Annotated in this window: 25 protein-coding genes; 14 read left to right on the top strand and 11 right to left on the bottom strand. The window is 48.3% G+C overall.

Translation table 11 applies throughout. The features are described from left to right. Position 1 precedes the first annotated feature (1 nt). The 5 genes from KFF44_RS03415 (at position 2) to gcvA (ending at position 4291) form a co-directional block, all read left to right on the top strand. The gene (locus KFF44_RS03415) at positions 2-340 is read left to right on the top strand and encodes a DUF2849 domain-containing protein (RefSeq protein WP_255937257.1); all 339 of its coding nucleotides are present in this window, start codon (positions 2-4) and stop codon (positions 338-340) included. A 3-nt stretch (positions 341-343) separates the two neighbouring features. Continuing rightward, the gene (locus tag KFF44_RS03410) at positions 344-1999 is read left to right on the top strand and encodes a nitrite/sulfite reductase (RefSeq protein ID WP_255937256.1); all 1656 of its coding nucleotides are present in this window, start codon (positions 344-346) and stop codon (positions 1997-1999) included. Next, positions 1986-2510 carry a DUF934 domain-containing protein gene (locus KFF44_RS03405; protein ID WP_255937255.1) on the top strand — a complete coding sequence of 175 codons (525 nt, stop codon included), beginning with the start codon at positions 1986-1988 and terminating at the stop codon, positions 2508-2510. Before KFF44_RS03410 ends, KFF44_RS03405 begins: the two co-directional genes overlap by 14 nt. A gap of 4 nt (positions 2511-2514) precedes the next feature. Next, complete coding sequence (locus tag KFF44_RS03400; protein WP_255937253.1) at positions 2515-3312, top strand: phosphoadenylyl-sulfate reductase; 798 nt, start codon at positions 2515-2517, stop codon at positions 3310-3312. Positions 3313-3379: 67 nt separating this feature from the next. Beyond that, the gene (gene gcvA, locus KFF44_RS03395) at positions 3380-4291 is read left to right on the top strand and encodes a transcriptional regulator GcvA (RefSeq protein WP_255937251.1); all 912 of its coding nucleotides are present in this window, start codon (positions 3380-3382) and stop codon (positions 4289-4291) included. Between the two features lie 32 nt (positions 4292-4323). On the opposite strand, the gene KFF44_RS03390 is transcribed toward gcvA, so the two are convergent. The 3 genes from KFF44_RS03390 to KFF44_RS03380 form a co-directional block, all read right to left on the bottom strand. Next, complete coding sequence (locus KFF44_RS03390; RefSeq protein ID WP_255937248.1) at positions 4324-4815, bottom strand: VOC family protein; 492 nt, start codon at positions 4813-4815, stop codon at positions 4324-4326. 79 nt (positions 4816-4894) lie between these two features. Next, positions 4895-5362, bottom strand: coding sequence for a YHS domain-containing (seleno)protein (locus KFF44_RS03385; RefSeq protein ID WP_255937246.1), 468 nt, complete (start codon positions 5360-5362; stop codon positions 4895-4897). A 144-nt stretch (positions 5363-5506) separates the two neighbouring features. Beyond that, positions 5507-6151, bottom strand: a complete 645-nt coding sequence (locus KFF44_RS03380; RefSeq protein ID WP_255937243.1) for a peroxiredoxin-like family protein — start codon at positions 6149-6151, stop codon at positions 5507-5509. 205 nt (positions 6152-6356) lie between these two features. Between KFF44_RS03380 and KFF44_RS03375 the strand changes: the two genes are divergently transcribed. Further along, positions 6357-8813 carry a S8 family peptidase gene (locus tag KFF44_RS03375; RefSeq protein ID WP_255937240.1) on the top strand — a complete coding sequence of 819 codons (2457 nt, stop codon included), beginning with the start codon at positions 6357-6359 and terminating at the stop codon, positions 8811-8813. A 161-nt stretch (positions 8814-8974) separates the two neighbouring features. Further along, positions 8975-9946 (top strand): carbon-nitrogen hydrolase family protein, encoded by a 972-nt coding sequence (locus tag KFF44_RS03370; RefSeq protein ID WP_255938799.1) that lies wholly within the window; start codon positions 8975-8977, stop codon positions 9944-9946. Between the two features lie 85 nt (positions 9947-10031). On the opposite strand, the gene KFF44_RS03365 is transcribed toward KFF44_RS03370, so the two are convergent. Next, the gene (locus KFF44_RS03365) at positions 10032-10934 is read right to left on the bottom strand and encodes a mechanosensitive ion channel family protein (RefSeq protein ID WP_255937238.1); all 903 of its coding nucleotides are present in this window, start codon (positions 10932-10934) and stop codon (positions 10032-10034) included. Positions 10935-11202: 268 nt separating this feature from the next. Between KFF44_RS03365 and KFF44_RS03360 the strand changes: the two genes are divergently transcribed. Next, a complete protein-coding gene (locus KFF44_RS03360; RefSeq protein ID WP_255937235.1) occupies positions 11203-12237 on the top strand; it encodes a histone deacetylase family protein in 1035 nt (344 codons plus the stop codon). A 72-nt stretch (positions 12238-12309) separates the two neighbouring features. On the opposite strand, the gene KFF44_RS03355 is transcribed toward KFF44_RS03360, so the two are convergent. Together KFF44_RS03355 and KFF44_RS03350 are read right to left on the bottom strand one after the other, a co-directional pair. After that, entirely contained in the window at positions 12310-12807 is a 498-nt protein-coding gene (locus tag KFF44_RS03355) for a heme-binding protein (protein ID WP_255937233.1), read from the bottom strand. 78 nt (positions 12808-12885) lie between these two features. After that, positions 12886-14994 (bottom strand): M13 family metallopeptidase, encoded by a 2109-nt coding sequence (locus KFF44_RS03350; RefSeq protein WP_255937230.1) that lies wholly within the window; start codon positions 14992-14994, stop codon positions 12886-12888. A 385-nt stretch (positions 14995-15379) separates the two neighbouring features. On the opposite strand from KFF44_RS03350, the gene KFF44_RS03345 reads away from it, so the two are divergent. Then, a complete protein-coding gene (locus tag KFF44_RS03345; RefSeq protein ID WP_255937228.1) occupies positions 15380-16465 on the top strand; it encodes a DUF2855 family protein in 1086 nt (361 codons plus the stop codon). A 64-nt stretch (positions 16466-16529) separates the two neighbouring features. Here the strand turns inward: KFF44_RS03345 and KFF44_RS03340 are convergent, their stop codons facing one another. Continuing rightward, the gene (locus KFF44_RS03340) at positions 16530-17423 is read right to left on the bottom strand and encodes an alpha/beta hydrolase (RefSeq protein ID WP_255937227.1); all 894 of its coding nucleotides are present in this window, start codon (positions 17421-17423) and stop codon (positions 16530-16532) included. Between the two features lie 134 nt (positions 17424-17557). Then, positions 17558-18169: a trimeric intracellular cation channel family protein gene (locus KFF44_RS03335; RefSeq protein ID WP_255937226.1), complete on the bottom strand. Its 612-nt coding sequence runs from the start codon at positions 18167-18169 to the stop codon at positions 17558-17560. Positions 18170-18275: 106 nt separating this feature from the next. Between KFF44_RS03335 and cobU the strand changes: the two genes are divergently transcribed. From cobU to bluB, 5 genes are read left to right on the top strand one after another with little or no spacing between them, the layout of a single operon-like run. Then, a complete protein-coding gene (cobU, locus tag KFF44_RS03330; protein WP_255937225.1) occupies positions 18276-18842 on the top strand; it encodes a bifunctional adenosylcobinamide kinase/adenosylcobinamide-phosphate guanylyltransferase in 567 nt (188 codons plus the stop codon). Beyond that, complete coding sequence (gene cobT, locus KFF44_RS03325; protein ID WP_255937224.1) at positions 18839-19861, top strand: nicotinate-nucleotide--dimethylbenzimidazole phosphoribosyltransferase; 1023 nt, start codon at positions 18839-18841, stop codon at positions 19859-19861. The genes cobU and cobT overlap by 4 nt, the downstream gene beginning before the upstream one ends. Positions 19862-19884: 23 nt before the next feature. Further along, complete coding sequence (cobS, locus tag KFF44_RS03320) at positions 19885-21174, top strand: adenosylcobinamide-GDP ribazoletransferase (protein ID WP_255937223.1); 1290 nt, start codon at positions 19885-19887, stop codon at positions 21172-21174. Beyond that, complete coding sequence (locus KFF44_RS03315) at positions 21171-21788, top strand: histidine phosphatase family protein (protein ID WP_255937222.1); 618 nt, start codon at positions 21171-21173, stop codon at positions 21786-21788. Before cobS ends, KFF44_RS03315 begins: the two co-directional genes overlap by 4 nt. Positions 21789-21841: 53 nt before the next feature. Further along, on the top strand, positions 21842-22480 hold the full coding sequence (gene bluB, locus KFF44_RS03310) for a 5,6-dimethylbenzimidazole synthase (protein ID WP_255937221.1): 639 nt from the start codon (positions 21842-21844) through the stop codon (positions 22478-22480). A 14-nt stretch (positions 22481-22494) separates the two neighbouring features. Here the strand turns inward: bluB and cobO are convergent, their stop codons facing one another. The 3 genes from cobO to KFF44_RS03295 all read right to left on the bottom strand — a co-directional run bounded on the left by cobO (position 22495) and on the right by KFF44_RS03295 (position 25654). After that, on the bottom strand, positions 22495-23127 hold the full coding sequence (gene cobO, locus KFF44_RS03305; RefSeq protein WP_255937216.1) for a cob(I)yrinic acid a,c-diamide adenosyltransferase: 633 nt from the start codon (positions 23125-23127) through the stop codon (positions 22495-22497). A 62-nt stretch (positions 23128-23189) separates the two neighbouring features. Then, positions 23190-24191 (bottom strand): adenosylcobinamide-phosphate synthase CbiB, encoded by a 1002-nt coding sequence (gene cbiB, locus KFF44_RS03300; protein WP_255937214.1) that lies wholly within the window; start codon positions 24189-24191, stop codon positions 23190-23192. After that, complete coding sequence (locus KFF44_RS03295; protein WP_255937213.1) at positions 24188-25654, bottom strand: cobyric acid synthase; 1467 nt, start codon at positions 25652-25654, stop codon at positions 24188-24190. Before KFF44_RS03295 ends, cbiB begins: the two co-directional genes overlap by 4 nt. Positions 25655-25656 lie beyond the last annotated feature (2 nt).

Raw genomic sequence — 25656 nt, 5'->3', positions numbered from 1 at the left:
AATGGCAAAGAAAATTAAAGGCCCCCAACTCATAATCGCCAATCGGTTGGACGATGGCCGCGTTGTATTTATGACACCGGACGGAAACTGGACAGCGGATGTCGCGCGTGCTGCGGTTGCGGATACACCAGAAGGTGTTGAAGAACTGGAAGCAAAAGCAAGCATCAGCGAAAAAAACAACCTTGTTGTTGATCCACAGGCTGTACCAGCCGAAGACCAAAACGGTGCCTTTCCGGCGCATATGAAACAAGCAATGCAAGCCAAGGGCCCAAGCGTTCGCCCTGACCTTGGTTATCAGGTTTCCCACACATGGGAAACGAACGCATCAGAAGGAAATTAAATCATGTATGCTTACGATACCTTCGACCGCAATATTATCGATGCCCGTGTCGCAGAGTTCCGCGATCAAGTAGAGCGCCGGATGAAAGGCGAGCTCACTGAAGAGGAATTTCGCCCGCTACGCTTGATGAATGGTCTTTATCTACAACTGCACGCTTACATGCTACGGGTTGCTGTTCCTTATGGCACGATGTCATCAAAGCAAATGCACCGCCTTGCGGATATCGCAACCAAATATGATAAAGGGTACGGCCATTTCACAACGCGCCAAAACATTCAGTATAACTGGCCAAAGCTTGTGGAAACGCCTGATATTCTGACCGAACTTGCAGAAGTTGAAATGCATGCGCACCAAACAAGCGGTAACTGTATTCGTAATACAACAACCGACCAGTTTGCAGGTGCAACACGCGATGAAGTTGAGGACCCTCGCCCCTATGCAGAACTGATCCGTCAGTGGTCTACATTCCACCCGGAGTTTTCGTTCCTGCCGCGTAAGTTCAAGATTGCGATCACAGGCGCTGGCCAAGACCGCGCTGCTGTAAAATGGCACGATATCGGCCTGATCCTGCGTAAAAATGATGCTGGCGAAACCGGTTTCGAAGTGATCGTTGGTGGCGGCATGGGTCGCACACCTGTGATTGGTAAAACAATCCGCGAATTCCTGCCAGAAGCCGATTTACTCAGTTATCTGGAAGCAATCCTGCGCGTCTATAACGAGCAGGGTCGCCGCGACAACAAATACAAAGCTCGTATTAAAATTCTCGTGGAAGCCTTAGGCGCAGAAGAGTATGCGCGCCTGACCGAAGCGGAATGGCAAAAAATTAAAGACCAGCATATCGATGTGCCCGCAGAAGAAGTCGCACGGATCAAAGCGTTCTTTACACCACCGCCACTTCCTGTTCTATCCGATGATGTGCCAGCGGTTGATGAATTTGCAAACCAGAATTTCATCTTCAAAACATGGTTGGATAACAACACAAATCCACACAAGGTTTTGGGCCATGTGAATGTAACAATTTCGCTTAAGCCACACGACGGCATTCCGGGCGACGCAACAGACGAGCAGATGCACCTTGTTGCGGATTTGGCTGAAAAATACAGCCAAAGTGAAATTCGCGTAAGCCACGAACAGAATCTGATCCTGCCACATGTTGCAAAACAAGACCTTGTCGAAATCTGGAAAATTCTGGATGCAAACGGCCTCGGCAGCGCAAACGTTGGTTTGCTAACCGATATGATCGTATGCCCCGGCATGGATTACTGTGCACTAGCGAACGCACGCTCCATCCCGATTGGTCAAGCGATCGCCGATCGTTTCGATGATATCCGCCGCTTGCAGGATATTGGCCCGCTGAAGCTAAAGATTTCAGGCTGTATTAACAGCTGCGGCCACCACCATGCTGGTCATATTGGTATTCTGGGTGTCGACCGTAGAGGCGAAGAAAACTATCAGATCTCCCTTGGTGGTTCTGGTGCAGAAGACGCCACCAAAGCAGCGCTTTTAGGCCCTGGTTTTGATGAGCACGGTATCGTTGATGCCGTCGAAAAGGTCGTTGCGGTTTACCTTGGTGAACGTGAAGAAGGCGAAGAGTTCCTCGCCACCTATCGCCGTATTGGTGCGGCACCATTTAAGGAGGCGGTTTATGACGCTGATTAATCTATCTGGTATCCATAGCGAAACTTACCGCGAATTAACGGATGGTGACTTACCTGCCGCAGGTGAAAGCGTGCTCGTGCCCCTTTCACAGCTTCAGGATAATGGCGCAGCGATCTTTGAGCTGACAAGTTCGGTCGGCGTGATCGTTGATACAGAAACAGCCTACAGCGATCTTGAAGAATTTGTAGGTCAGGTATCATTTGTTGATATCCGCTTCCCGGTATTTGGTGATGGACGCGGTTTCTCCCTCGCGGTTCGCCTGCGCAAAGATTTTGGTTTCAAAGGCGAAATCCGTGCAAGCGGTCATGTTCTGCCAGACCAGGCCCTGTTTCTGTTGCGGGCAGGCTTTGACAGCGTGGACGCCGCCGAGGAACGCCGTGAGGCCTTTGAGGCAGCGCTGAAGCGCTTTGGCGCCTTTTATCAGACCGACATGATCGGTCACGGTAAATCTGTGGCCCACTTGCGCCATTCTGCAAGTGGAAATGACACTACAACAAAAGAAGCAGGATAAGATCATGACAGTAGCAGCCACTCGTTTAACATCGAAAAATACAGTGCAAACGCCTTCATTTGACGCTGAAGAAATGGTGGCTGCACTGAATGCTCGCTTTGACGGAACGGCACCAGAGGATATTCGCCCTGAAGCTATCATTGAGGCAGCCCGTGATATGTTAGGGGACAAGTTTGCCCTCGTATCATCTTTTGGCGCAGAATCTGCGGTTCTGTTGCATTTGGCGGCAAAGGTTTCGAAGGATATTCCGGTACTCTTTCTGGATACAGGTAAGCTATTCGGCGAAACCAAGCGTTACCGTGACACCCTAACGGAGCAATTGGACCTCAATTCGGTGATCACGCTAACCCCTGATGCTGACGATCTTGAAACGCATGACCCAAAAGGGATTTTGTGGAACAGCAACAATAATGGCTGCTGCTATGTGCGCAAAGTTGTGCCGTTGAACAAGGCCCTTGATGGATATTATGCCTGGGCGTCAGGCCGTAAGCGGTTCCATGGTGCCGGGCGCGCGGCGCTTCCTCATTTTGAAGCAAGCGATAACCGCGTAAAGGTGAACCCGCTGGCATTCTGGAACAAAGATCAAGTTTCCCAATATATGAAAGATCATGATCTGCCAGCACACCCCCTTGTTGCAGAAGGGTTCGCCTCAATCGGGTGTATGCCCTGTACTGACCGTGTTGCAGACGGCGCTGATGTGCGCTCTGGTCGCTGGAAGGGTAAAGGAAAAACCGAATGCGGTATCCACTTAACCCTTGGTGAAAATGCAAAACTTGCCAGTTACGAGTCTAGTGGCCTCTAAGGTACCATTTAAGATGGTATTAGTGCCAAAATCGGCAACAAGATAGCTTTGGTATAAAGGATCATACATGAAACGATCGCTCTTACCTCTTAATGCATTGCGCGCTTTTGATGCAGCAGCGCGGCACATGAGTTTCAAGCTTGCGGCAGATGACCTTTCGGTGACCCCGGCGGCCATTAGCCAACAGATCCGGTCGCTAGAAGAATTTTTAGGTGTTGAACTGTTTCGCCGAACGAATCGTTCACTGATTCTAACGGACGCGGCACAGCTATCGCTTGGCCCCCTGAAGGAAGCTTTTGAGAAAATGGAAAGCGCTGTTGATATCATCACCGACAGCAAAAGTTCTGATACCTTAAAAGTCAGCGTTTCACCTTCTTTTGCAAGTAAATGGCTGGTTCCAAGGCTCGCAAGCTATTACGAGCGACGCCCGGATTCAATCGTGAAAATTTCCGCATCCATGACGCTTACAGACTTCAAAGCTGAAGACATAGACCTTGCTGTTCGCTATGGAAGCGGCGACTATAAAGGCCTCCATTCTGAGGAAATCCTCCGCGAAACAGTTTTCCCTGTATGCAGCCCCGAGCTGTTAAACGGTGCCAAAGAATTTGATACAGTCTGCAAACTACTGGAAAAACCACTCATTCACGAAGACAGCTTCAGCGAAGACAATAGCGCACCAAGCTGGTCAATGTGGCTAAAGGCAGCGGGTGTTGACGTACCAGGTGGACTACCTGCAATTCATTTTAACACCCATGCGCTAGCAATCGAAGCTGCGGTTGCCGGACGCGGTGTTGCGCTCGCGCGCTCCGCAATTGCAGAAGAAGACCTGAAGGCTGGCCGGTTGGTGAAGCCCTTTGGTGACGGCACGCCTGTTGATTTTGCCCACTATATTGTTTGCCCGGAAGAGCGGCTTGAGAGCGAACGCGTGCGTGATTTCATTGAATGGTTAAAAGAAGAAGCCTCAGGCCACAGCGCCTAAGGCTTCGTTACATTTCTTAATGTACCGCCTTATTACTTGATACGGTTCGCAGGAACAATAAATTCAAGACGCAAGCCAGAAGGTTCGCGGATCATCATGTGTGTTGTCGGGCCATTACCTAAAAATTCCGGTGCAAACTCAACAACAACGCCATCAGTCTGTTTAAACTTTTCATGCAAAGCGTTAAGCGCATCAAGATCACGTACGGTGATCGCCATATGATGCAGGCCAACATTTTTACGGCGGTCAAAGGCAACTGCTGTCTCTGGGTTTTCAACACGCCACAGAGTTACAAACATAGACCCGTTAGAGACAAAAATTGCTGGATAATCCGGGCGCTCACCCGCTTTGCGCCATCCGAGTGTGTCGATAAAAAAGGATGCTGTTTTCTCAAGATCACGGACAGCAAAGCCAATATGGCTAAGGTCGAGCGTTACAGCTTCTTCCTTCTGATTTTGCGCCTCAACATTTGAGCCAGTCACAAATAAAGTTGCGGCTACCAATATTCCAATAATAGTTTTCATAATTTTCCCTCATAGAAAAAACCGCCTCGTATGCAGAGGCGGTTTTCACACTTATCGTTTGTCACGAATATCGTTCAGCTTAGTTGCTTTCGTGGAATTCGTTCTGCGACCAGTTTTTGTCACCGTTTTCAATGAAACCAGGGATATCTTTTTCCCATTTCTTTTGAACGCCACCGTTGTAGTTTACATAAAGTTTGCCATCAACGATTTTCCAATATTTACCGTTACCTGGAGCAAAACCAGTTGCACTGCTTCCGATCGCCCATGCACAGTATCCACCGTACTCAGGGATATATTTTTCAGGGTTTGCGTCAAATAGCGCTTTATTTTCTGCTGAAGCGAAACGGAAAGTCGCACCTTTATATTCAGATGTGATTTTCTTATTGCCTTTAACGGCTTTGCCTTCTGTCCAGTAAGCTACTGTGTCATAGCCTTTAATAGCAGAACCACCACGATCACTGATAGGATCGCGCTGAGCATCAGCAGCAAAAGCACCGATAACGATAGACGCCAAAAGCGTTAATGATAATGTTAATGCACGAAGCATGGGATAGCCCTTTCAATTATATTTTTCATTTCCAATGATGAACTGAAAACTCATGTATTTTTATGTAGGATAAGTTTAGAAATTCCCAATAAAACAAAAATAAACTATTTGTGTGAATCACTTGAGCGCATTGGAAACACTGGATTAAAGCGCTTTAAGCGCAGCGATCACATCAAGTGGGTCAAGGCGCGCAGTATAGTTTACATCCACATGTGACAGGATAATTTCACCGTCCTGATTAATGACATAGGCCGCAGGGATAGGAAGTCTCCATGCGTCTTCACCGTTCACTTCAGGTAGATTGATACCAAAATTGCCATACACATTCGCTAGGGCCTCCGGTAATGTGAACGTCAAACCGAAGGCATCAGAAACACCTAAATTCTCATCACTAAGAACATCAAACGATAGTTCGTTCTTTTCTTTGGTTGATAGGCTATTGTCAGGCGCTTCCGGCGTTATAGCGATCAAACTTGCCCCTAATGATTTTAACGTTTCAAGATTATCCTGATACGCTTTCAGTTCCATATTACAATATGGGCACCAGCCACCACGGTAAAACAAGACAACAATAGGGCCCTCTTTCAGTTTTTCTGAAAGCGTAACTTGCCCGCCATTAGCCCCCTTTAGGGCAAAATCTGGCGCTTTATCGCCTGTTTTTAAGGCTGTTTCAACGATACCGCTTTCGATAATTTCCTGATTGGCATTGAGCATAATCTCACGAATTTCAGCGGGAATGCGTGACGCAGAGCTTTTGACGGCTTCCGCAAGTGTTTCAGTTAATGTCATATCTCAGTCCTTTTTAAATTTCACACATGATCATATGGGATAGTCTGGTCTGATTACTCGTCACGATATGGTGAAACTTCATATTGGTTCGTTCATAATTTTTATTTCCAAGTTCAGCATCGGTTCAGGTTAGATAAATTATCTGTGAAAAGAATGTGATATTTGCTATACATTTAGTTGAGTAATTATAGTTTAGAGGGCCAATATGCGTAAGAGTGGGATCACGGGGTATTATCGTACAGTTGCTTTATTATCAGTTTGCGGGCTTGCGCTAACGGCCTGTGGAGGCGGCGGTGGTGGCAGCACCATCCAAACGCCAACCGCGGTTCCAAATGTAGCGCCTCCCCCTCCTCCACCGCCAGCACCTTCACCTCCACCCGCTGGGGTAACAGCTGCGGACTTTGAAACTGCCGAGTATCAGCGCGGTGGCGGGCTTGATTTGATCAACGCGTCAGAGGCTTATGCTCAGGGCTTCACTGGAGAAGGGGTAACGATCGGTGTTGTCGATTTCAATTTCGTTTTCAACTCACCAGATGTAAACTTCTCGAGCGCCAGCCGAGGCCAAAATGCTGATGCGCTCAGAATTTATGAGGCACAAATCGGCGATACAGCATCCACTGATCAGCATGGGCAGGCGGTAGCAGCGGTTGCAGCAGGTGTTCGTGATGACCGCAACATTCACGGCGTTGCCTTCGATTCTACTGTTATTGGTGTTGATTTCTTCTCAAACGTTAACAGCAGACAAGTGCGTCAGGACGGCGATCTGTTTAATGTTTCTGATCCGTGGACATATCTGGTTCAAAATGGTGCCCGCGTGATCAACAAATCCTTCGGATTTGACGAAGGCGACACTATTGATAACCCGCCACCCGTTAATGAGTTTTATGTCCTTGAATTTGATAGCACAGCGGTAACCGCAGGTGCCCTTCTGGTGTCTTCAGCCGGCAATAATGCGGGGCCTGAGCCATCGCTATCCAACATACGAACATTAGAGCGCTTGCAAAGCCTCGGCTTAGTGGGACAAAGAGCGGACGGAAGTGCCACATTAACAGGGGACGGTGGTTTCATTATTGCTGGCGCCGTAGACGCTAATGGCAATATCGCATCCTTTTCTGACACGGCAGGAAACGGAATTGAACGAGATTTCTTCCTTGTTGCCCCCGGCGTGGACCTAACCCTGCCATGGAACGGCCAAATAGCGGTCGCAAGCGGTACAAGCTTTTCCGCGCCGCACATCACAGGGGCCGCAGCCATATTATTTCAGGCCTGGCCAAATCTGTCAGCCCGTGAAGTAGCGGATATTTTGTTCGATACTGCAACTGACTTGGGTGCCCCCGGAACAGACAATATATACGGTCGAGGATTGTTGAATTTGGAAGCAGCGCTTCAACCCGTTGGGGAAAGCAGCATCGCCGTTGCTTCAAGCGCAAGCACTGCTGCTGGCACTCCGAGCCCAAACACAAACCCAACCACAAATGGGATCATTCTGAGCGGTGCCTTCGGTGACGCCTTGGGTCTGAAGAATGGTCTATCTTCCTTAACCATCCTCGATAGCTTTAACCGTGATTTTCAGGCGAATTTATCTGCGTCGGCGGTGACCAACACAACGAATATTGGCTTAAATGCCCTGATCGAGCAACGCCGCAACTGGCAAACATCCGCAGAGCGTATCGGCGCGAATGAAACCATTCGTTATGCGGTAAACATTGACCCAAATCGTGAATTTATTGAATTTACCCAAGGCCGTGCAGCGCTTGATCAATTAGAGTCGCCTGAAGCAACGTTTGAGCTTACAGGGTCATACGAAGGCGTAAACTGGTTTGTCGGAAACGGTCAAAGTATCGGTGCGGCACTTCAAAGCCAAAGCTTTACAAATTCACCAAACCTGTTCTCGCTCACAGGCGCGTTCAATAACGCAATTAACCGTACACAGGGCCACTATGCAGGTGCCGGTATCGCAATAGGTGAGAAAACAGATTTATGGTTCGGGGCTGGCTTTAGTGAAAACAAGGGGCTTGCAAGCAATTCACCGTTCCAAGGTATAGAAAGCGACACCCCTGTTACCTCGACAGCGGCCCGCATCAGCCACTATGAAAACTGGGGAACATTTAGTTTTGAAGCAGGTTTCATGGAAGAAGAAGGGGCCATTCTGGGTGCGCGTGCAAGCGACGTGTTTGCGATCACTGATCGTTCACAAACTGTCTGGCTTAACGCCTCAGCGTCACTGCCATTGACAAATGCACTATCCTTCCACGCAACCGTCACTGGCGGCAGCACGGACGCAGGGAACACCACTGCCAGCGTCCTAAGCGATGTAAATACATTGATCAGCAGCAGCTTTTCAGCAAGCCTGATCAAATCAGCAACTTTCCTGAATAATGACCAGATTGCTTTCACCGTTAACCAGCCACTACGACTGGAGCGCGGAAGCGTCGGCATTACAACGGGTGCGGGCCGCGACATCGACACAACTGAATTGCTGTTTGATACTAATCGCTTTAGTTTAACCCCGTCAGGGCGTGAACTGGCGTTTGAGGGCGCATACAGAGCACAGTTTGGAACATGGACGATGGAAGCCAACATGGCGTACCGATTGGACGCAAACCACATCCAGGGTCAAAAGGATACTTTATTGTTCCTTGGATTGTATCGCCCATTCTAATACTCAAATGCGTGATATTGCCTAACGCGCGGTATCACGCATCTCCCCTCATAAATGTAACAAACTGGTGAGAGTCGTTCATACTCTATGGACGTTTTATCCGGATCATCGTACATCCTAGCACAATCATAATCCTTACATGGTGGAGACGAATTGTGCATATGGTCCAAAACCCAACAGTAGCCGTTGTTCAGGAAGCGCCTGTTTTTCTTAACCTCAGAGCAAGTGTTGAGAAGGCTATCATCCATATTGAAGAAGCCGCATCAAACGGCGCAAACATCGTTTCTTTCGCGGAATGTTGGTTACCCGGCTATCCCGTATGGCTTGATTTTGCCCCCAACGCAGCGATCTGGGATCACCCGGGCGCGAAAGCGCTTTTCCGCCTTTTGGCTGATAATTCAGTTGTACAGGGGGACGAACATTTAAAACGCATTCAGGACTGTGCGAACAGAACAGGCGTTTTCATCGTTCTCGGGACGCATGAGCGCGACGGCAACACCTTATACAACACGACTTTCACCTTCACACCCGGTGAATACGAGCCAATCCCCCACCGTAAATTGGTTCCAACATACACTGAGCGCCTTGTTTGGGGCCGCGGTGATGGATCAACACTGGAAACAGTAGACACGCCGTGGGGTATTCTTGGCAGCCTGATATGCTGGGAGCACTGGATGCCGCTTGCCCGCGCAGCCATGCATGCACAAAGCGAAACTATCCATATCGCCCAGTGGCCGATTGCCAAAGACATGCATCAGGTTGCAAGTCGTCATTATGCATTTGAAGGCCGCTGTGTGGTAGCAGCCGCAGGTTCGATCAAAACCAAAGGCGAAATCATGGAAGGCTTCATTTCCCTGAATGTAAATGAACCAGAAGCCAAAGATATGCTGGCATCCATGCCTGGCGAAAACAGCGACTTTGTTCATAATGGCGGCAGTGCGATCATTGGTCCGGACGGTCAATATATAACTGAACCTGTTTTCGATAAGACGGGTATTATCCTCGGTACTGCTGACATGAACCTGATCAAAGAACACCGTCAGACATTAGACACAAACGGGCATTATAGCCGACCAGATATTTTTGAGCTGACGGTTAACACAAACCCGCAACCGGGTGTTAAATTCAGATAGACCACGTTGATTGAAAATGTGTTTAGAATCAAAAAAGCGACTCTGCCTCAGAGTCGCTTTTTTATGTAGGTGATGAAACTATGCGCTATTCGCCTTTTTCCATATAGATCGAACGGCAAGGGTATGGAATGCTGATGCCTTCCTTATCAAACGCTTCTTTTGTATTCTTCAAAAGCGCCCAGTTAAGTCCCCAATAATCACCAGACTTACACCAAACGCGAACAAGAATATCAACAGAGCTTTCCCCGAGGCTGGTCACAGCAATCACTGGTTCTGGATCAGAGAATGAACGTTCGTCTGCTTCGATTGTTTTCTTGATAACATCCATCGCTTTATCGATATCATCGCCGTATCCAATACCGAACACCAGATCCACACGGCGGGTATCATGAAAGCTTACATTCACAATCGAGCTGCCCCAAACTGCGCTGTTTGGAATAATGATACGTTTGTTATCGCCCGTATCCATTTCGGTAACGAAAAGAGTTATTCCCTTAACAACACCAGCGTGTCCAGCCACGTCAACAAACTGACCAACCTTGAAAGGGCGGAAAATCAACAACATCACGCCCGCAGCCACATTTGATAACGTACCCTGCAATGCAAGACCAATCGCAAGGCCGGCAGCACCAACAATTGCAACTAGGCTTGTGGCTTCCACACCAAACTGTCCAAGAACAGCAATGATCGTTACGATCATAATGGCGTATTTAGCAAGACTCGCTAAGAAACCTGAAACGGTTTCATCCATTTTTTCGCTTTTCTCAAATAACCTTAAAAGGCGCGAGCGAACAAAACCGGCGAACCAGAAACCGATAAGTAAAATAAAAAGTGCACCAGCACCCGCCGCGCTATACTGGATTGCCAGATCAACATATTCCTGGCTATTTTCCATGCTAAACCCTGCGTCTTCAGCCGCAGATTGAACGGCCTCTATGGCTTGCGCCGCTTCGGCACTTTGCTCTTGTGCCGTTTGTATTAATTTCATGAGTATTCTCCCTGATCTGAACCCCCATATGGTCTGATAAAAAAACCGCTAATCAGCACTGAGGGCCTTTAGCCCATAAGGTGACATTATCAAAAATTAGAAGATTATTATAGCCATTAAATTCTTTTTAGAATGGTATTTCTATTCCCTATCAAACACCTATCAACGTCAATTCTTGGTCGCCGAAAAGACGGTATTATACCTATATCAATTGCAAGCTTTCTATCTCGCTATTATGATCGCCCGTAAATGTTAAGAGGGCAAAAAGATGCAAATATTTTATGCAGATCATCATGCACACCACGACTGTGCTGGCGAAATCAAAGACGGTGAACTGAAACCTTGTTTTGAAAACCCAACGCGGGCAGACGCCGTTGAAAAATCGTTAAAAGAAGCATCATACAGTTGGTTGCCCCCAACAACAGATTTTGGCCTTGATCCAATCCTAGCCGTTCATGAGGCAGGCTACATTACCTTCCTTCAAACAGCGTGGGCACATTGGCAAGACGCTGGCCGCAGTGGTGACATTTTCCCTTTGTGCTGGCCAGGGGATGGTATGCGGCGCGACGTTTCGCCTGAAAACATTGACGGAAAAATTGGCCTTTATGCCTTCGATAGCGGAACACCGATTTGCGCAGGCACTTATGATGTCGCCTACCAAGGGGCACAGTGTGCCCTAAACGCTGCACAAGCCTTGCTTGATGGTGAAAGTCAGAGTTTCGCATTTTCGCGCCCGCCCGGCCATCATGCAATGCCCGGCCAATATGGTGGCTATTGCTTCATGAATAATGCGGCGATTGCGGCCCAGCACCTAAGGAATGCTGGCGAAGCGCGTGTTGCGGTGCTTGATGTTGATTATCATCACGGAAACGGCACACAGGCAATTTTCTATGACCGATCGGATGTGTTTGTTACTAACATCCACAGCGATCCTATTAACGAATATCCCTACTTTATGGGCCACGCTGATGAAACAGGTATTGGTGCCGGCGAAGGCTACAATCTTAACCTTCCGCTACCCAAAGGGACTGACTGGCAAACCTATGAGCCTGCTTTGAAAACAGCCCTTGATCGTATACGGGAGTTTAGTGCAAGCAAGCTGATCGTGTCCTTCGGCGCTGACACTTATAAAGAAGACCCGCTTGGTTACTTCAAACTGGAAAGGGAAAATTTCACACAGATTGGTAAAATGATTGCCGGTCTTGGCTTACCCACCGCAACCATTTTAGAAGGTGGTTATGCGATTGACGAACTTGGTAATAATGTGGTCGCTATGTTGCGGGGCCTAGAAGGCGCTCAATGATCATTACCCAGTCCTTCATCATAAAAGAAGGCATCAGTAGAAACACTGATGCCTTTATAATTTGCTTCAAAACTAGCGTTTGAACGTTAAGCCTGCTGCTTCGATACCGGCGCGCGCGCACGCTGCATCGTCAGCGCTTGCTGCGCCAGACACGCCAACACCACCAAGCAAAACGCCGTCCAAAGTGAAGATTGGTTCGCCGCCTTCAAAAACCGCAATATTAGGAGCGTGGCCAATCGCCGGGAAATTCTTTGCAGCCTCAAAGCGTGCTTTCGTTGGCCTACCCGATGCTGCGGAAGAGTTTGCCTTCCACTCAGCAATATCGATCGAACCGATCGGGGCGCCGTCCATTCGCAGGAACGCCATCATGTTGGTTCCTTGATCCAATACAGCAATATTGACCTTCAGATCATGATCCAATGCATAGGCTTCGCAGCCTTCGGTTATTTTCTTTGCCGAAGCCGAATTTAAAACCGGACGCATATCCTGCGCGCTCAAACCAAAAGCTGACAAGCCAGTGATTACCGCAGCCACAGCAAACGTTTTCCCAATCATCTTTTTTTTCATCATAAAACCCCTCTCATATTCCCCATCATCCAAAGAAAAAAGGCACCCATTTGGATGCCTTTTTACAATCATTCGTCTGGATTACCAGATTGATACACGCTCTTCCGGTGGAAGGTAAAGTGCATCACCTTCTGTCACACCAAATGCGTCATACCATTCCTGCATGTTACGAACGACGCCGTTAATACGGTACTGGTTCGGTGCATGCGGATCTGACTTCATGCGAGCCACAAGGGCCGCGTCACGAGTTTTGGATTTCCATACCTGCGCCCACGCAAGGAAGAAACGCTGGTCACCAGTTAGGCCATCAATTACTGGCGCTTCTTTACCACCAAGCGATAATTTGTATGCGTGATACGCCATGGAAAGACCACCAAGGTCACCAATGTTCTCACCAAGGGTGAATGTACCGTCAACAAATGTGCCCTCTACAGGCTCGTATTTGTCATACTGCGCAGCAAGCGCCTGCGTTTTCGCTTCAAAGTTTGCGCGGTCTTCGTCTGTCCACCAGTTACGCTGAATACCTGCATAATCGGATTTTGAACCCTGATCATCAAAACCATGACCCATTTCGTGACCAATCACAGCGCCGATACCACCGTAGTTAACAGCAGGGTCAGCCGCCAAGTCAAAGAACGGTGCCTGAAGAATAGCTGCAGGGAACACGATCTCGTTGAATGATGGGTTATAGTATGCGTTCACAGTTTGTGGTGTCATACCCCAACGGTTACGGTCCGTTTTCTCGCCAGCATTATATTTCGCAAGCTGATCATCACGGAAGAATTTCGCAACTCGCTTCGCGTTACCAACAAGGTCACCGCCCACAATCTCAATACCGGAAAGATCACGCCATACATCAGGGTAACCGATTTTCGGGAAGAAAGATGCAAGCTTCTTACGGGCTTCCACTTTTGTCTCGTCACCCATCCAGTCAAGGCCGTCAATACGCTGACCAAGGGCTGTACGAAGGTTTTCTACCAGGTCCTGCATTTCTGATTTTGCGGCTGGTGGGAAATGGCGATCCACATAGATTTTTGCAAGCGCAAAACCAAGGCTGTTCGTACCGCCAACACGCGCAACACCGCGCTTCCAGCGCTCACGCTGTTGTGGTTGACCACGAAGGGTTTTGCCAAAGAACTCAAAGTTTGCGTTATCAATCTCTTCAGAGAGAACGCCAGCACGGTTCGAGATCAGATGATACGTTAAATATGCTTTCCATGTATCAAGCGATGTATCCTTAACAATATCAATCGCAGCCATCACTGGCTCTGGGTGAACCACATTAAGGTCAGAAATCGTTTCGATGCCACCTGCATTGAAATATGCATCCCAATCAAAGCCTGTGAATTTTGCTTTGAAGTCATCATAAGATGTTGGATTGTATGTTTTATCGCGGTCACGGCGGTCTGCACGTTTCCACTGATTTTCTGCAAGTTTTGTCTCAAGTGCGATAATTGCGTCTGCTTTCGCGTCTGCGTCCGCAATATCTGCAAAACCGAGCATCTGTGCGATGTGTGCTTTGTATGCTTCACGAATATTGTTGAAACGCTCATTATCTTCTAGGTAATAATCGCGGTCTGGAAGGCCAAGACCACCAAAGCCAACATTCACCTGAAAACGATCAGGGTTCTGACGGTCTGTGCCGATACCACCAAAGATTGGCGAATTAAGCGCAAGCTCGCCCGCACGGCCAAGCATAACCGTAAGGTCAGCAACGTTTGACATACCGTCGATTAACGCAATATCAGCGCGGATTGGTTCAATGCCAAGCTCGTTTGCTTTCGCAACGTCCATATAGCTGTTGTAATAATCACCAACTTTTTGCTCAAGCGAACCAGCCGCAGACTCGGTTGCTGCAAGCTCATCGATGATTTTTTTGATACGGTCTTCAGAGCGCTCAAAAAGAACAGTGAAGGCGCCGTAGCTTGAAAACTGTCCTGGAATTTCAAAGTTTGCAGCCCATGTGCCATTTGCAAACATGTTGAAATCATCGCCAGGTTTTACAGATGCATCCTGTGCCGTAAGATCGATACCGAAATTACCAAGCTCTGGTTTAGCCGTTTCAGCAACTGTTGTCGCGCTGTCAGCTTCATTTGCTGCTGTGTCATTGGAAGTTTCAGTATTTCCACACGCCGCTAGCATCAAAACAGACGCTGCCACGGATAATTTTAATAGTGATTTTCTGGTCATTTTATTCCCTAAGGTCACTGTGACTAACTATACTTGTGTCTTTGTATGGGTGATAAGCTGCTTCCCACAGTAAGCAATTTATCAAACGGCTATATGACTATCGCCTTCAACTGTAAAAATCAAAGAGCAACTCAAGTAAATGGTCATAATGACAAGAATAATAGGCAGTATGTTCTCAAACTGCGATGAATTGATCTTTGGTTTAGAGAGCTTTTCTGTTTTTCTGCATGTTTTTATTATACTATAACATTTTTATATTTATCGATTACGAATCAGCTCATTCTTCAGTTTAGACTTTAAATTAATGCACTTGATTAATGGGACTAGTAATGGCTTAATATCTGATGAGACTAACAGCATTTAATATGCGAGAGAGGGAAATATAATGACCAGTTATGCCACCAGTGGCCTTTACATCGATCGCACTGATCTTTTTAAAACCGAGCAAAAAGATACAAATATTGATAGCACCTTAGGTACTGACGAAGTGATCATGAAAGTTGATCATTTTGCTCTGACTGCCAACAATATCACCTATGCAGCCTTTGGTGACCGCATGCAATATTGGGATTTCTTCCCGGCCCATGATGGCTTTGGCAGCGTGCCGGTTTGGGGCTTTGCTGACGTTGTTGCATCCAACTCTGAGGATGTGAAGGTGGGTGAACGCTTTTATGGTTACTATCCAATGTCTTCGCATTTGAAAGTGAAAGCTGGTAAATCCTCACCAGCAGGTTTTATGGATGTAGCCGAACACCGATCGCACCTCAGCCCAATTTATAACCATTATGTACGCTCGGCAAATGATCCCGGATACAGCCCAGAGGGTGAAGCCCTTCAAATGCTGTTTCGCCCCCTGTTTATGACATCCTTTTTGATCGATGACTTTCTCTTTGATAATGACTTTTTTGGTGCGAAGCGGATTATCCTTTCAAGCGCGTCCAGTAAAACCGCTTATGGCCTAGCGTTCCTGCTTTATGAACGCGATGGCATCGAAGTCATTGGCCTTACCTCACCGGGTAATGTAGAGTTTACTAAAAGCATGAATTGTTATCATCAGGTTGTCACTTATGATGAGCTAACATCAATTGATGCATCCGAACCAGCCGTCTTTGTTGATATGGCAGGAAACGGCGAGTTACGCGAAAAACTGCATTATCATATCAATGACAATCTGAAATATAGTTGCTCGGTTGGCGCATCACATTGGGACGCACAGGCTGGCGCTGGCGACCTTCCGGGCGCGAAACCAACCCTGTTTTTCGCACCAGCCCAAGGCCAGAAACGCACCAAGGAATGGGGGCCCGACGGCCTCCAAGCCCGTGTGGGCGGCGCATGGATGAAATTCATCACGCAAGCCAGCGGTTGGACCAACATCATCGAACATAAGGGCTTGGACGCAATGAACGATGTCTATCAGATCATCCTATCGGGCAAGGTTGACCCAAAAGATGGTCATATCCTCAAGTTCTAGAAGCAACCAAGACAACTAAGACAATGAAAAGCCCGGTTATATTCCGGGCTTTTTGTTTGAGTGGTTACTCAGTTTCAAACACTGTCCGCAAGCCACGGCTTAGGGTTCCGGGCTGTACAGACAAGTGGGTTTCATTTGGGAAAATGTGTGAAACCAGACTTAATCCCTCATAGCCGCGTGCATTCAGGATATCACTCATGCGCTGCATGGGTGGCACCATTTGCTGACCCTCGAGTGCACCAACCGACAGCATCACCTTTGCATGTATCGCTTTGTTGGTTTCATAGAATTTCGCCTCTTGCTTGAAGGCAACTTCATCGTCCCACCACAAAGATGGGCTACTGATGATATAGCGGTTAAAGAGGCGATTTTCTTGAAGCAAGCTATATGTTGCAAACAAACCACCAAGCGAATGCCCAAAAAGCGCCCGGTCGTCGGAAGCGCGGTATTTCTTTGCAATGAACGGCACGATTTCATCCTTCATAACCTTCAGGAAGGTTGCGGCCTCGCCGGACGTGGACGGGATATTATATTGCTTCGAATAACCTTCGTCGAAATCTTTGCGCTGGGTCGGGGTTAATTCACCCGCGCGGCGCACAAGCCATTCATCTGTTCTGCGGGTTGGATATTCAACACCAACAATAATCATCTCCGGCACATCATTACCGAGGCGCTGCACACGGTAGCTCTGCACCGCTGTTGCGAAATACATGTTGCCATCGAGGATATAAAGTACTGGATATTGCTTATCCCCGTTTGCCGCAAAACCGTCGGGCAATGATACAGACAGTTTATAGTCGCGGCCGATAATATCCGAATGGAAATCTTCTGAAATTGTTGCTGGAACCGTAACTTCCTGCGGGGCAACCGCCCGAGCAGTTACCGATGCAAATCCTGTGACCGCGATTGCAATTACAACACAGATTGCCTTCATGGAAATGTTATTTCTCAAAATCATACCCTTGACCCCATTTACCCTGTTTCAGGCGCATTTTATCTGCGCCAGCAATCCCCATCGCGGCTACTTAAGGGAATTGACGAGCGAAAAACAAGAAATCCGAAAACACTTTTTCGTAATATCGCGCATGGTTGCTAGCGGTTTGGTTTGGCCTGCGGCAAGGAAAGCCCGGTGATGATCGCGGCAGCGCGGATAATAAAAGCCACAAACACGCAGACCCAAAGCGTAAGCACTGGATCGATCCCATTTGCTATCATCAATACATATAGCCCGGCACCTACGAACGCAGCCGTCGCATAGATTTCTTCTTTAAAGACAAACGGAATTTCATTGCAGATCACATCGCGCACAATCCCACCAGCGACCGCAGTTGCGACCCCCATCATGATAGAAACAAGCGGGCTTCCAGTTACCATATAGGCCTTTTCAGCCCCCACCACACAGAAGAGCGCCATGCCAACAGCATCCGCCCACCCCAGCCATTTTAACCGACTTTCCAAATGCCGAGAAAAGAAAAAGGTGATCACGGCCGCGAACAATGCCATCCAGATAGCGCTTGTTCCCTCAATCCAGAAAACAGGCTGATCTAAAATAAGATCCCTGAGGGTTCCTCCGCCCACAGCAGGCATTAAGGCAAGAACTGAAACACCAAAAATATCCATTCCCCGCCTGACACCTGCAAGCGCACCAGAGATTGCAAAAACAAAAACACCTGCAAGGTCCAGAATTTCCAGAAGCGTGAACAAATTTGGGTCCATTCTGACAGAAAAAAGTAAAAGTTTAACTATAGTTGCGGCAAATCTAGCAGTCCCGTATGATCCAGACAAATGTAAATTATAAATACAGGTAGGTATGACAAGCACGCTAATCCTTGGTGGCGCACGATCAGGCAAAAGCGCCCTTGGTGAAAAACTCGCTCTGGCGAATGGGCATGCTTGTATCTATCTGGCAACCGCCGAAGCCCGCGACAGTGAAATGGAGGACCGCATCCAACATCACCGTGAACGCCGCGGACAAAACTGGAAACTGATCGAAGAAACAACAGATATCGCGCGTGTTATCAGTGAAAACAGTTCGGCATCCACCACCATACTGATTGACTGTTTGACCTTGTGGGTTTCAAACCTGATGGAACGCGAATTAGATATTGAAACCATGATCAATGATCTTGAAACCGCTATTACGTCCGCGAAAGGAGACTTGATTTTCATCGCGAACGAGGTTGGCCTTGGAATTGTACCGATGAATAAAATGGCGCGTGATTTCCGCGACCATGCCGGACGGGTCAATCAACGCATTGCGGGTATTGTTGATACTGTGCATTTCTGTGTATCCGGGCTTCCTATTACCCTAAAACAAGGCGGTGAGCTCACTGGTGGTCTGCCCCATACAATATTGACCTCGGGCTCTGCCCCATGAGCCAATATAGCCTCAAAAGCCAAGCCGATTTTCTGCGCATATTGGGCAATTTACCAACTCTTGACACTGAGGCTGTGGCTGCTGTTCAAGCGCGGCAGGATACGCTTACCAAACCGCAAGGGTCGCTCGGGCGGTTGGAGGATATCACATTGTGGCTTGCTGGCTGGCAGCGCAAGACAACACCGACAATTAATAAGCCGCAGTGCATAGTGTTTGCTGGAAACCACGGCGTTACAAACCAGGGCGTTTCCGCCTACCCTTCAAACGTTACCGCGCAAATGGTTGCGAATTTTAAAGCTGGCGGCGCCGCCATTAATCAACTGTGTACGCTATCGGATATCAAGCTTGATGTGGTTCCCATTGACCTTGATACGGCAACTGGAGATATCAGCGAAACTGAAGCCATGAGCGCAGAAGAATGCATGCATGCCTTCATGGGCGGATTTGATGCTGTTGATACGACAAGTGATCTGTTGCTCCTCGGCGAAATGGGGATTGGTAACACAACAGTTGCCGCCGCCCTATGCCTCGCAGCCTTTGGCGGTGATGCACCTGATTGGGTAGGGTCTGGAACAGGCATTTCTAGCGATGTGCTCGCCCGCAAATCCGACGTTGTTCAGTCGGCAGTTGATTTACATTCACGCACCATCGAGACCAGTTTTGATCTGATCCAAAAGTTGGGTGGGCGTGAACTGGCCGCTATTGCGGGTGCCACGGTCAGGGCGCGGCTGGAAAATATTCCCGTTATTCTGGATGGTTTTATCGCAACGAGCGCCGCCGCCACACTTATAAAATCAAGCCCTACAGCACTGGATCACTGTATGGTCTCGCATTTATCCGCAGAGCACGGGCACCAAAAACTATGTAGTGCCATTGGTAAAAACCCAATTCTTAATCTTGATATGCGCCTTGGGGAAGCAAGCGGCGCAGCCACAGCCTTTTCAATTGTGCGCGCAGCAATCGCGACATTCAATGGAATGGCAACATTTGACGGTGCGGAGGTAAGCACCAAAACCTAATATGTGATGATGGGGACACAGTCATGACTGAAGACAAGAAAACAACTGAAGCTGAGAAGCCGAAAGCAAAACCTGCGGCCAGAACGACGCCTACAAAGGCGGCTACAAAAAAGGCTGCGCCCAAAAAAGCTCCGGCAAAAACCACTACAAAAAAAGCAACCTCTGTCAAAAAAACAACTCCTCAAAAGGCCTCAGCGGCCAAGAAGCCTGCAAGCGCAAAAAGCGGCAAAACTCAGGCATCAAAAACACCTGAACAACCCAGTAAAAAACCAATTACCCCATCAAGTACCACCAAATTAAAAGCAGGTAGTTTCGGTACCGCAAAGCCTGCTACTGAGCCCACAGAGCCAAGCACAGGAACAGTCCAAGAACCTACCGCCACAAGTGAAGACGTGCCAGCAGGTCCGGCAGCGAAAGAAACACCCGAAGGATTGGGCGAAAACCGCCTGACGATGCCAGAGGAAAACCTTCTGCTTAAAGATCAAAAACCTGAAGGCGCCTCAGAGAATGAAAGTGAAAACCAAGATAATAGTGGCTTCAATCCCTACATAATCGTGGAAGATATCGCAGCCGCCATGATGTTATTGACCCGCATCCCTGTGCCATGGCGAAAAATATCAGAACGTCCGCCGAACCTAAGCCGCAGCACTTGGGCCTATCCAATAGTTGGGCTAATCATCGCGCTCATCGGTGCTTCAGTATATGCTGTTATTTCACAGCTCAATCTATCGCCTTTGCTCGCTGCTCTCATCGCAATCCTCGCGATGGTATTCACAACAGGTGCTTTTCATGAAGACGGCCTCGCAGATATGGCAGATGGCATCGGCGGCGGCATGACTAAAGATCGCAAGCTAGAGATCATGCGCGATAGCCGCGTTGGCACATACGGCGCTGTTGCCCTTATCCTATCAATTTTAATTCGCGCTGAAATACTGGCAGATTTATCATATATTGTTGCTATTGTTGCACTTGTTGTCGCTGCCCCCTTGAGCCGCTCCATGATCGTGCTGGCGCTATTCTTCCTGCCACCGGCCCGTGAAAAAGGGCTGGGCACTGTTGCGGGCGAACCACCGCAAGCAGCCATGATTGCATCACTCATTCTCGGGTGTTTTCCCTTGATATTGTTGGGAATGTGGCTTCCAGTAAGCATTGTGTTGGTACTGACGGCATCCTTCCTTGGCCTGATTATTGTATCGCGTATCGCAATGAAGGCTGTTGATGGTTATACAGGTGATATTTTAGGAAGCATTCAGCAAGTGAGCGAAGCCACTATTATGATCGCCATTCTAATTGCGTACCATAATTTCGCATGACTGATCCCGTCATCACCGATTATTACCTTATTCGTCATGCACCTGTCGCGGGTAGCAAGTCAGGTATCTATGCGTCTGCGGACGAGCCCGCAGACCTGAGCAACACGGATAAATTCAAAGCTGTCTCAACAAGGCTTCCGACCAATGCCGTTTGGTTCACAAGCCCCTTAAAGCGCACGCAAATGACAGCAAATGCCCTTGCTGAATTGCTCGGGAAACCATCAATTAAAATCGACAATCGCCTGACAGAGCAGGATTTCGGTAACTGGTTTGGCCTGACACCTGAAAAATTATGGGCAAAAATCAAACACCTAAAAGGACACAATTGGGCGTGGCTGAGCGCAGAAACCATACCCGATGGTGGGGAAAGCTTTCTTGATATCTGGAAGCGTACAGCAGCCTTTATGGAGGACACAGTTGGGTTAACAGACAATCGCCCACGGGTGATCGTAAGCCACGCGGGTGTCATTCGCGCTTTCATCGGTAACGCGCTCAGCCTTTCACCAGATACTGCCATATCGCTGGGGATAAATACCTTGTCGCTCAGTCATATGCAGCATACAACTGGGGAACGAAGGGGTGGTGCCTGGCGGTTAGTGAGTCAAAACACCTGAATATCATGTGCCAACCCAGAGACTGATAACCAGACGCAAACAACAGGTATAAAATGTCCACACCCACTTTTGATGCGCCGTTCCGTGAAACCCTAAACGACCTGTTGGCATGGCGGCGGGATGTACGGCATTTTAAAACCGACCCTGTGGACCGGGATATCGTTCTTGATTGCTTGAAAACTGTATCGATCGGTCCTTCCGTCGGCAACTCACAGCCATGGCGGTTTGTGCTGGTTGATGATCAAAATCGTCTTCAGAAATTAACCGAATTGTTTGAAGCCACTAACGCTGAAGCCCTTAGTGATTTCGCTGGCGACAGTGCAAAACTATACGCGACGCTCAAACTCGCGGGCCTTAAGGAAGCGCCAATCCAACTGAGTGTGTTTGCCGATATTCATACGAACGTAGGTCGCGGCCTTGGTAGCCGCACCATGCCCGAAACCAAAGCCTATTCGGTTGTTGGCGCCATCCACACGCTTTGGATTTTGCTGCGCGCCCACGGTATCGGGATGGGATGGGTCAGTATCCTGCCACCAGACGCGATGGCAGAACTGATGGAAGTTGACCCCACATACAAATTTATCGGACACTTATGCATTGGATACCCGCAGGAACAAACGCTGACCCCCGAACTTGTCAAGGCAGGATGGCAGGACCGATTACCGTTTGATGAGTTTATTATCGAGCGCTAAACCGAAATTACGATTTAATAATCAATTCCGGGCTTTGCTTGAATTCCGGCTTCAAACGGGTGTTTGATCATAGTCATCTCGGTGACCAGATCGGCTGCATCCATTAATTCCTGCGGTGCGGTTCGCCCGGTCACGATCACATCGGTATCCACATGGCGGGTGGCCAACCCCTCGAGCACCTCATCAACACTCAGATAGTGATTACGCAGCACGATATTTAGCTCGTCCAAGACCACAAGACCATATTCACCGCTCGACATCATGGTCTTGCTTTCTTCCCATGCCTTACGCGCGGATTTGATGTCTTGCTCTTTATCCTGCGTATCCCACGTAAAGCCATCGCCCATTGCCTTCATGGTCACAAGGTCATCAAAGCGTTTGAAAAATTCTTTCTCGCCCGTTTTCCACGTGCCTTTGATATACTGAACAATACCAACCTTCCAGCCCCAACCAAGTGCGCGGATAACCGTTCCAAAGGCGGCTGTTGACTTGCCCTTACCGTCGCCGGTGTTCACGAGCAAAAGACCACGGTCTGCCTTTTCTTTTTCGCGCATTTTAGCGCGGTGCTCTTCCTGTTGTGCTTTCATTTCGGCTTTGTGGGCTTCCGCTTCCTCTGGGCTGATTTCTGGTTTTGTTGTGTCAGTCATATTATGTTTCCAATAGTATTTTCGGCGATTGATACCTTATCGTGCACGATAAGCATTATGTTTTAGATAAAAACGCCTTCCAGCAGAAGGTTTGAGACAAAAATGATAATGATTAAGGCAAACAGGATCACAGACCATGATCGCTCCACAATATCTAACCCTCTTGTAATATCGCTTGCCATCATGGTATCGCGTTCTTGTTCGTCGCCGAACCATGCGCCATCAACCACTTCACCCTTATAGCGCCTTGGCCCGCCAAGTTTGATATCTAAAATACCAGCCATCGCGGCCTCCGGCCATCCGGCGTTTGGCGATGCGTGCTTGTCCGCATCTCTTAGCATTATACGGATACCAGCTCGCATTTTAGCGATGCCGTCTGTAAGAGCTGCCAATGACAACAAAAGACCTGTAAGACGTGCTGGAATATAGTTAACCACATCGTCGGTTTTTGCAGCGAAATATCCGAAATCCCTGTAGCGATCATTTTCATGGCCAATCAAGCTGTCAGCAGTATTCACAGCCTTATAAAAAACGAGGCCGGGAAACCCGAAAATCACAAACCAGAAAATAGGGGCAACAACACCGTCCGAGAAATTCTCGGCCAAGCTTTCAATTGCAGCCCGGATAACGCCGTTTTTATCCAACTCAGACGTATCACGGCCGACAATTTTGCTGACTTCAGTTCTTGCTGTTTCAAGATCATCCAGCATGATTGGCATTTGCACACGTTGCACGTGTTCCAGCAAACTGGTGACAGCAATCAGGCTACTAGCGAGCAGCGCCACGATCACAGTGCCAATGAACCCTGGCAGGAAATACATCACTAAATGCTCAATCAATAGGGCGACGGCAACAAAACTAAGGACATAGAGGCCAAAAACAAAACCACCGAACTGCTTGCGTTGCTTACGAGTGAGGGCGGGCCTGTTAAACCCTTTTTCCCCCATCATGAGAAACTTCGCCATAATGCTTACAGGGTGCGGGATTTTTGAATATAACCAGGCCGGATCACCGACAATACGATCAATAGCGATCGCAGCTAACACTAATATAGGTGACGTCATTTACCCGCTATTTCCCATAGTTGATCAAGATCCAGATAGTCTTCAAGCGAACTTGCCAAACTATCAAGGGCCTTTTCGACCTTCACATCAAAATTAATGGCCTCGCGGTTTTTTGTGCTGAACCGCTTTAGAAAGCGTTTTCGGTATTCACCATTCTCAAAAAGGCCATGTAAATAGGTGCCAATGATACGACCATCAGCGCTTTGAACACCAATCACATCCTTGTTGATTTGGGATGTCATATACGTATGTGCATTCGGGCCTACATTCGTCACACCGCAGTGTATTTCATAGCCACGTGCCTGCATGCCCTCGTTTGGCAAGTCAACCTCGGTTTCCTGAACCGATTTTTGACGCGTTATTACGCTTTCAACATCCAAAAGACTAAGGCCTATGCTTTCGCGTTGCCTTCCTTCAATACCATCGGGGTCCGACACAACGGACCCTAGCATCTGATAGCCACCGCATATGCCAAGCACACTTCCACCGCGGCGAACATGGGCCTTAATATCAATATCCCAACCTTCCTGCTTCATAAACTCAAGGTCAGCGATGGTCGATTTACTGCCTGGAATGATAATCAAATCCTGCCCTGCCGGAATTACCTGGCCGGGTTTGATAACCGTGACAGCGACATCATCCTCTGCGATCAAGGGGTCGAGGTCATCAAAATTTGCAATACGCGGCAACAGTGGCACAGCAATCTTAATTTGATTATCCTCGCGCGTGTCATCATTTTCGAGAATAACAGCATCCTCAGCCGGTAAGTCCTTAATTGACCGCAAAAACGGTACGGTTCCGAAATGGCGCCATTTTGTATCACGCTTAATCACATCAATACCACCGTCAAAGAGGCTGATATCTCCCCTGAATTGGTTGATGATAAAGCCCTTGATTTGTTGCCGTTCAACTTCAGGGAGCAAATGCCATGTTCCAACAATTGACGCTATTACACCCCCGCGGTTGATATCACCGACCAGCGCCACCGGCACATCGGCTTCCAGTGCAAAACCCATATTGGCAATATCACCCGCGCGCAGGTTCACTTCTGCGGGGCTACCTGCCCCCTCAATAAAAATAAGATCAGCCGTTTCTGACAAAGTTTCATAGCTTTCCATTACTTTAGACAGCAGAAATTTTTTCTTTGCCTGATAGCTGGCAGCTTCCGATGTAGAATGCACCCTACCCTGCACAACAACCTGCGCACCCGTATCACTTTGGGGTTTTAAAAGCACAGGGTTCATATGCACACTTGGCGCGATACAAGCCGCCTTTGCCTGTAACCACTGCGCCCTTCCGATCTCGCCGCCATCCTCGGTGACCGCCGCGTTATTCGACATATTTTGTGGTTTGAACGGCGCGACGTTAATACCGCGCTTCTTGAAAGCCCTGCATAACCCTGCGGTTAAAACTGATTTCCCGACATCAGAGCCCGTCCCCTGAAGCATTAAGCGACGCGGCATTG

It is taken from the genome of Kordiimonas sp. SCSIO 12610 (assembly GCF_024398015.1).
Taxonomy (GTDB): domain Bacteria; phylum Pseudomonadota; class Alphaproteobacteria; order Sphingomonadales; family Kordiimonadaceae; genus CANLMI01.
The sequence above is the reverse complement of the archived record's forward strand: the minus strand, read 5'-3'. Positions and strand labels throughout refer to the sequence as shown.

Coding starts and splice junctions, on each gene's coding strand:
- KFF44_RS03415 (WP_255937257.1), top strand. CDS start 2: ATGGCAAAGAAAATTAAAGGCCCCCAACTCATAATCGCCAATCGGTTG.
- KFF44_RS03410 (WP_255937256.1), top strand. CDS start 344: ATGTATGCTTACGATACCTTCGACCGCAATATTATCGATGCCCGTGTC.
- KFF44_RS03405 (WP_255937255.1), top strand. CDS start 1,986: ATGACGCTGATTAATCTATCTGGTATCCATAGCGAAACTTACCGCGAA.
- KFF44_RS03400 (WP_255937253.1), top strand. CDS start 2,515: ATGACAGTAGCAGCCACTCGTTTAACATCGAAAAATACAGTGCAAACG.
- gcvA (WP_255937251.1), top strand. CDS start 3,380: ATGAAACGATCGCTCTTACCTCTTAATGCATTGCGCGCTTTTGATGCA.
- KFF44_RS03390 (WP_255937248.1), bottom strand. CDS start 4,815: ATGAAAACTATTATTGGAATATTGGTAGCCGCAACTTTATTTGTGACT.
- KFF44_RS03385 (WP_255937246.1), bottom strand. CDS start 5,362: ATGCTTCGTGCATTAACATTATCATTAACGCTTTTGGCGTCTATCGTT.
- KFF44_RS03380 (WP_255937243.1), bottom strand. CDS start 6,151: ATGACATTAACTGAAACACTTGCGGAAGCCGTCAAAAGCTCTGCGTCA.
- KFF44_RS03375 (WP_255937240.1), top strand. CDS start 6,357: ATGCGTAAGAGTGGGATCACGGGGTATTATCGTACAGTTGCTTTATTA.
- KFF44_RS03370 (WP_255938799.1), top strand. CDS start 8,975: ATGGTCCAAAACCCAACAGTAGCCGTTGTTCAGGAAGCGCCTGTTTTT.
- KFF44_RS03365 (WP_255937238.1), bottom strand. CDS start 10,934: ATGAAATTAATACAAACGGCACAAGAGCAAAGTGCCGAAGCGGCGCAA.
- KFF44_RS03360 (WP_255937235.1), top strand. CDS start 11,203: ATGCAAATATTTTATGCAGATCATCATGCACACCACGACTGTGCTGGC.
- KFF44_RS03355 (WP_255937233.1), bottom strand. CDS start 12,807: ATGATGAAAAAAAAGATGATTGGGAAAACGTTTGCTGTGGCTGCGGTA.
- KFF44_RS03350 (WP_255937230.1), bottom strand. CDS start 14,994: ATGACCAGAAAATCACTATTAAAATTATCCGTGGCAGCGTCTGTTTTG.
- KFF44_RS03345 (WP_255937228.1), top strand. CDS start 15,380: ATGACCAGTTATGCCACCAGTGGCCTTTACATCGATCGCACTGATCTT.
- KFF44_RS03340 (WP_255937227.1), bottom strand. CDS start 17,423: ATGATTTTGAGAAATAACATTTCCATGAAGGCAATCTGTGTTGTAATT.
- cobU (WP_255937225.1), top strand. CDS start 18,276: ATGACAAGCACGCTAATCCTTGGTGGCGCACGATCAGGCAAAAGCGCC.
- cobT (WP_255937224.1), top strand. CDS start 18,839: ATGAGCCAATATAGCCTCAAAAGCCAAGCCGATTTTCTGCGCATATTG.
- cobS (WP_255937223.1), top strand. CDS start 19,885: ATGACTGAAGACAAGAAAACAACTGAAGCTGAGAAGCCGAAAGCAAAA.
- KFF44_RS03315 (WP_255937222.1), top strand. CDS start 21,171: ATGACTGATCCCGTCATCACCGATTATTACCTTATTCGTCATGCACCT.
- bluB (WP_255937221.1), top strand. CDS start 21,842: ATGTCCACACCCACTTTTGATGCGCCGTTCCGTGAAACCCTAAACGAC.
- cobO (WP_255937216.1), bottom strand. CDS start 23,127: ATGACTGACACAACAAAACCAGAAATCAGCCCAGAGGAAGCGGAAGCC.
- cbiB (WP_255937214.1), bottom strand. CDS start 24,191: ATGACGTCACCTATATTAGTGTTAGCTGCGATCGCTATTGATCGTATT.
- KFF44_RS03295 (WP_255937213.1), bottom strand. CDS start 25,654: ATGCCGCGTCGCTTAATGCTTCAGGGGACGGGCTCTGATGTCGGGAAA.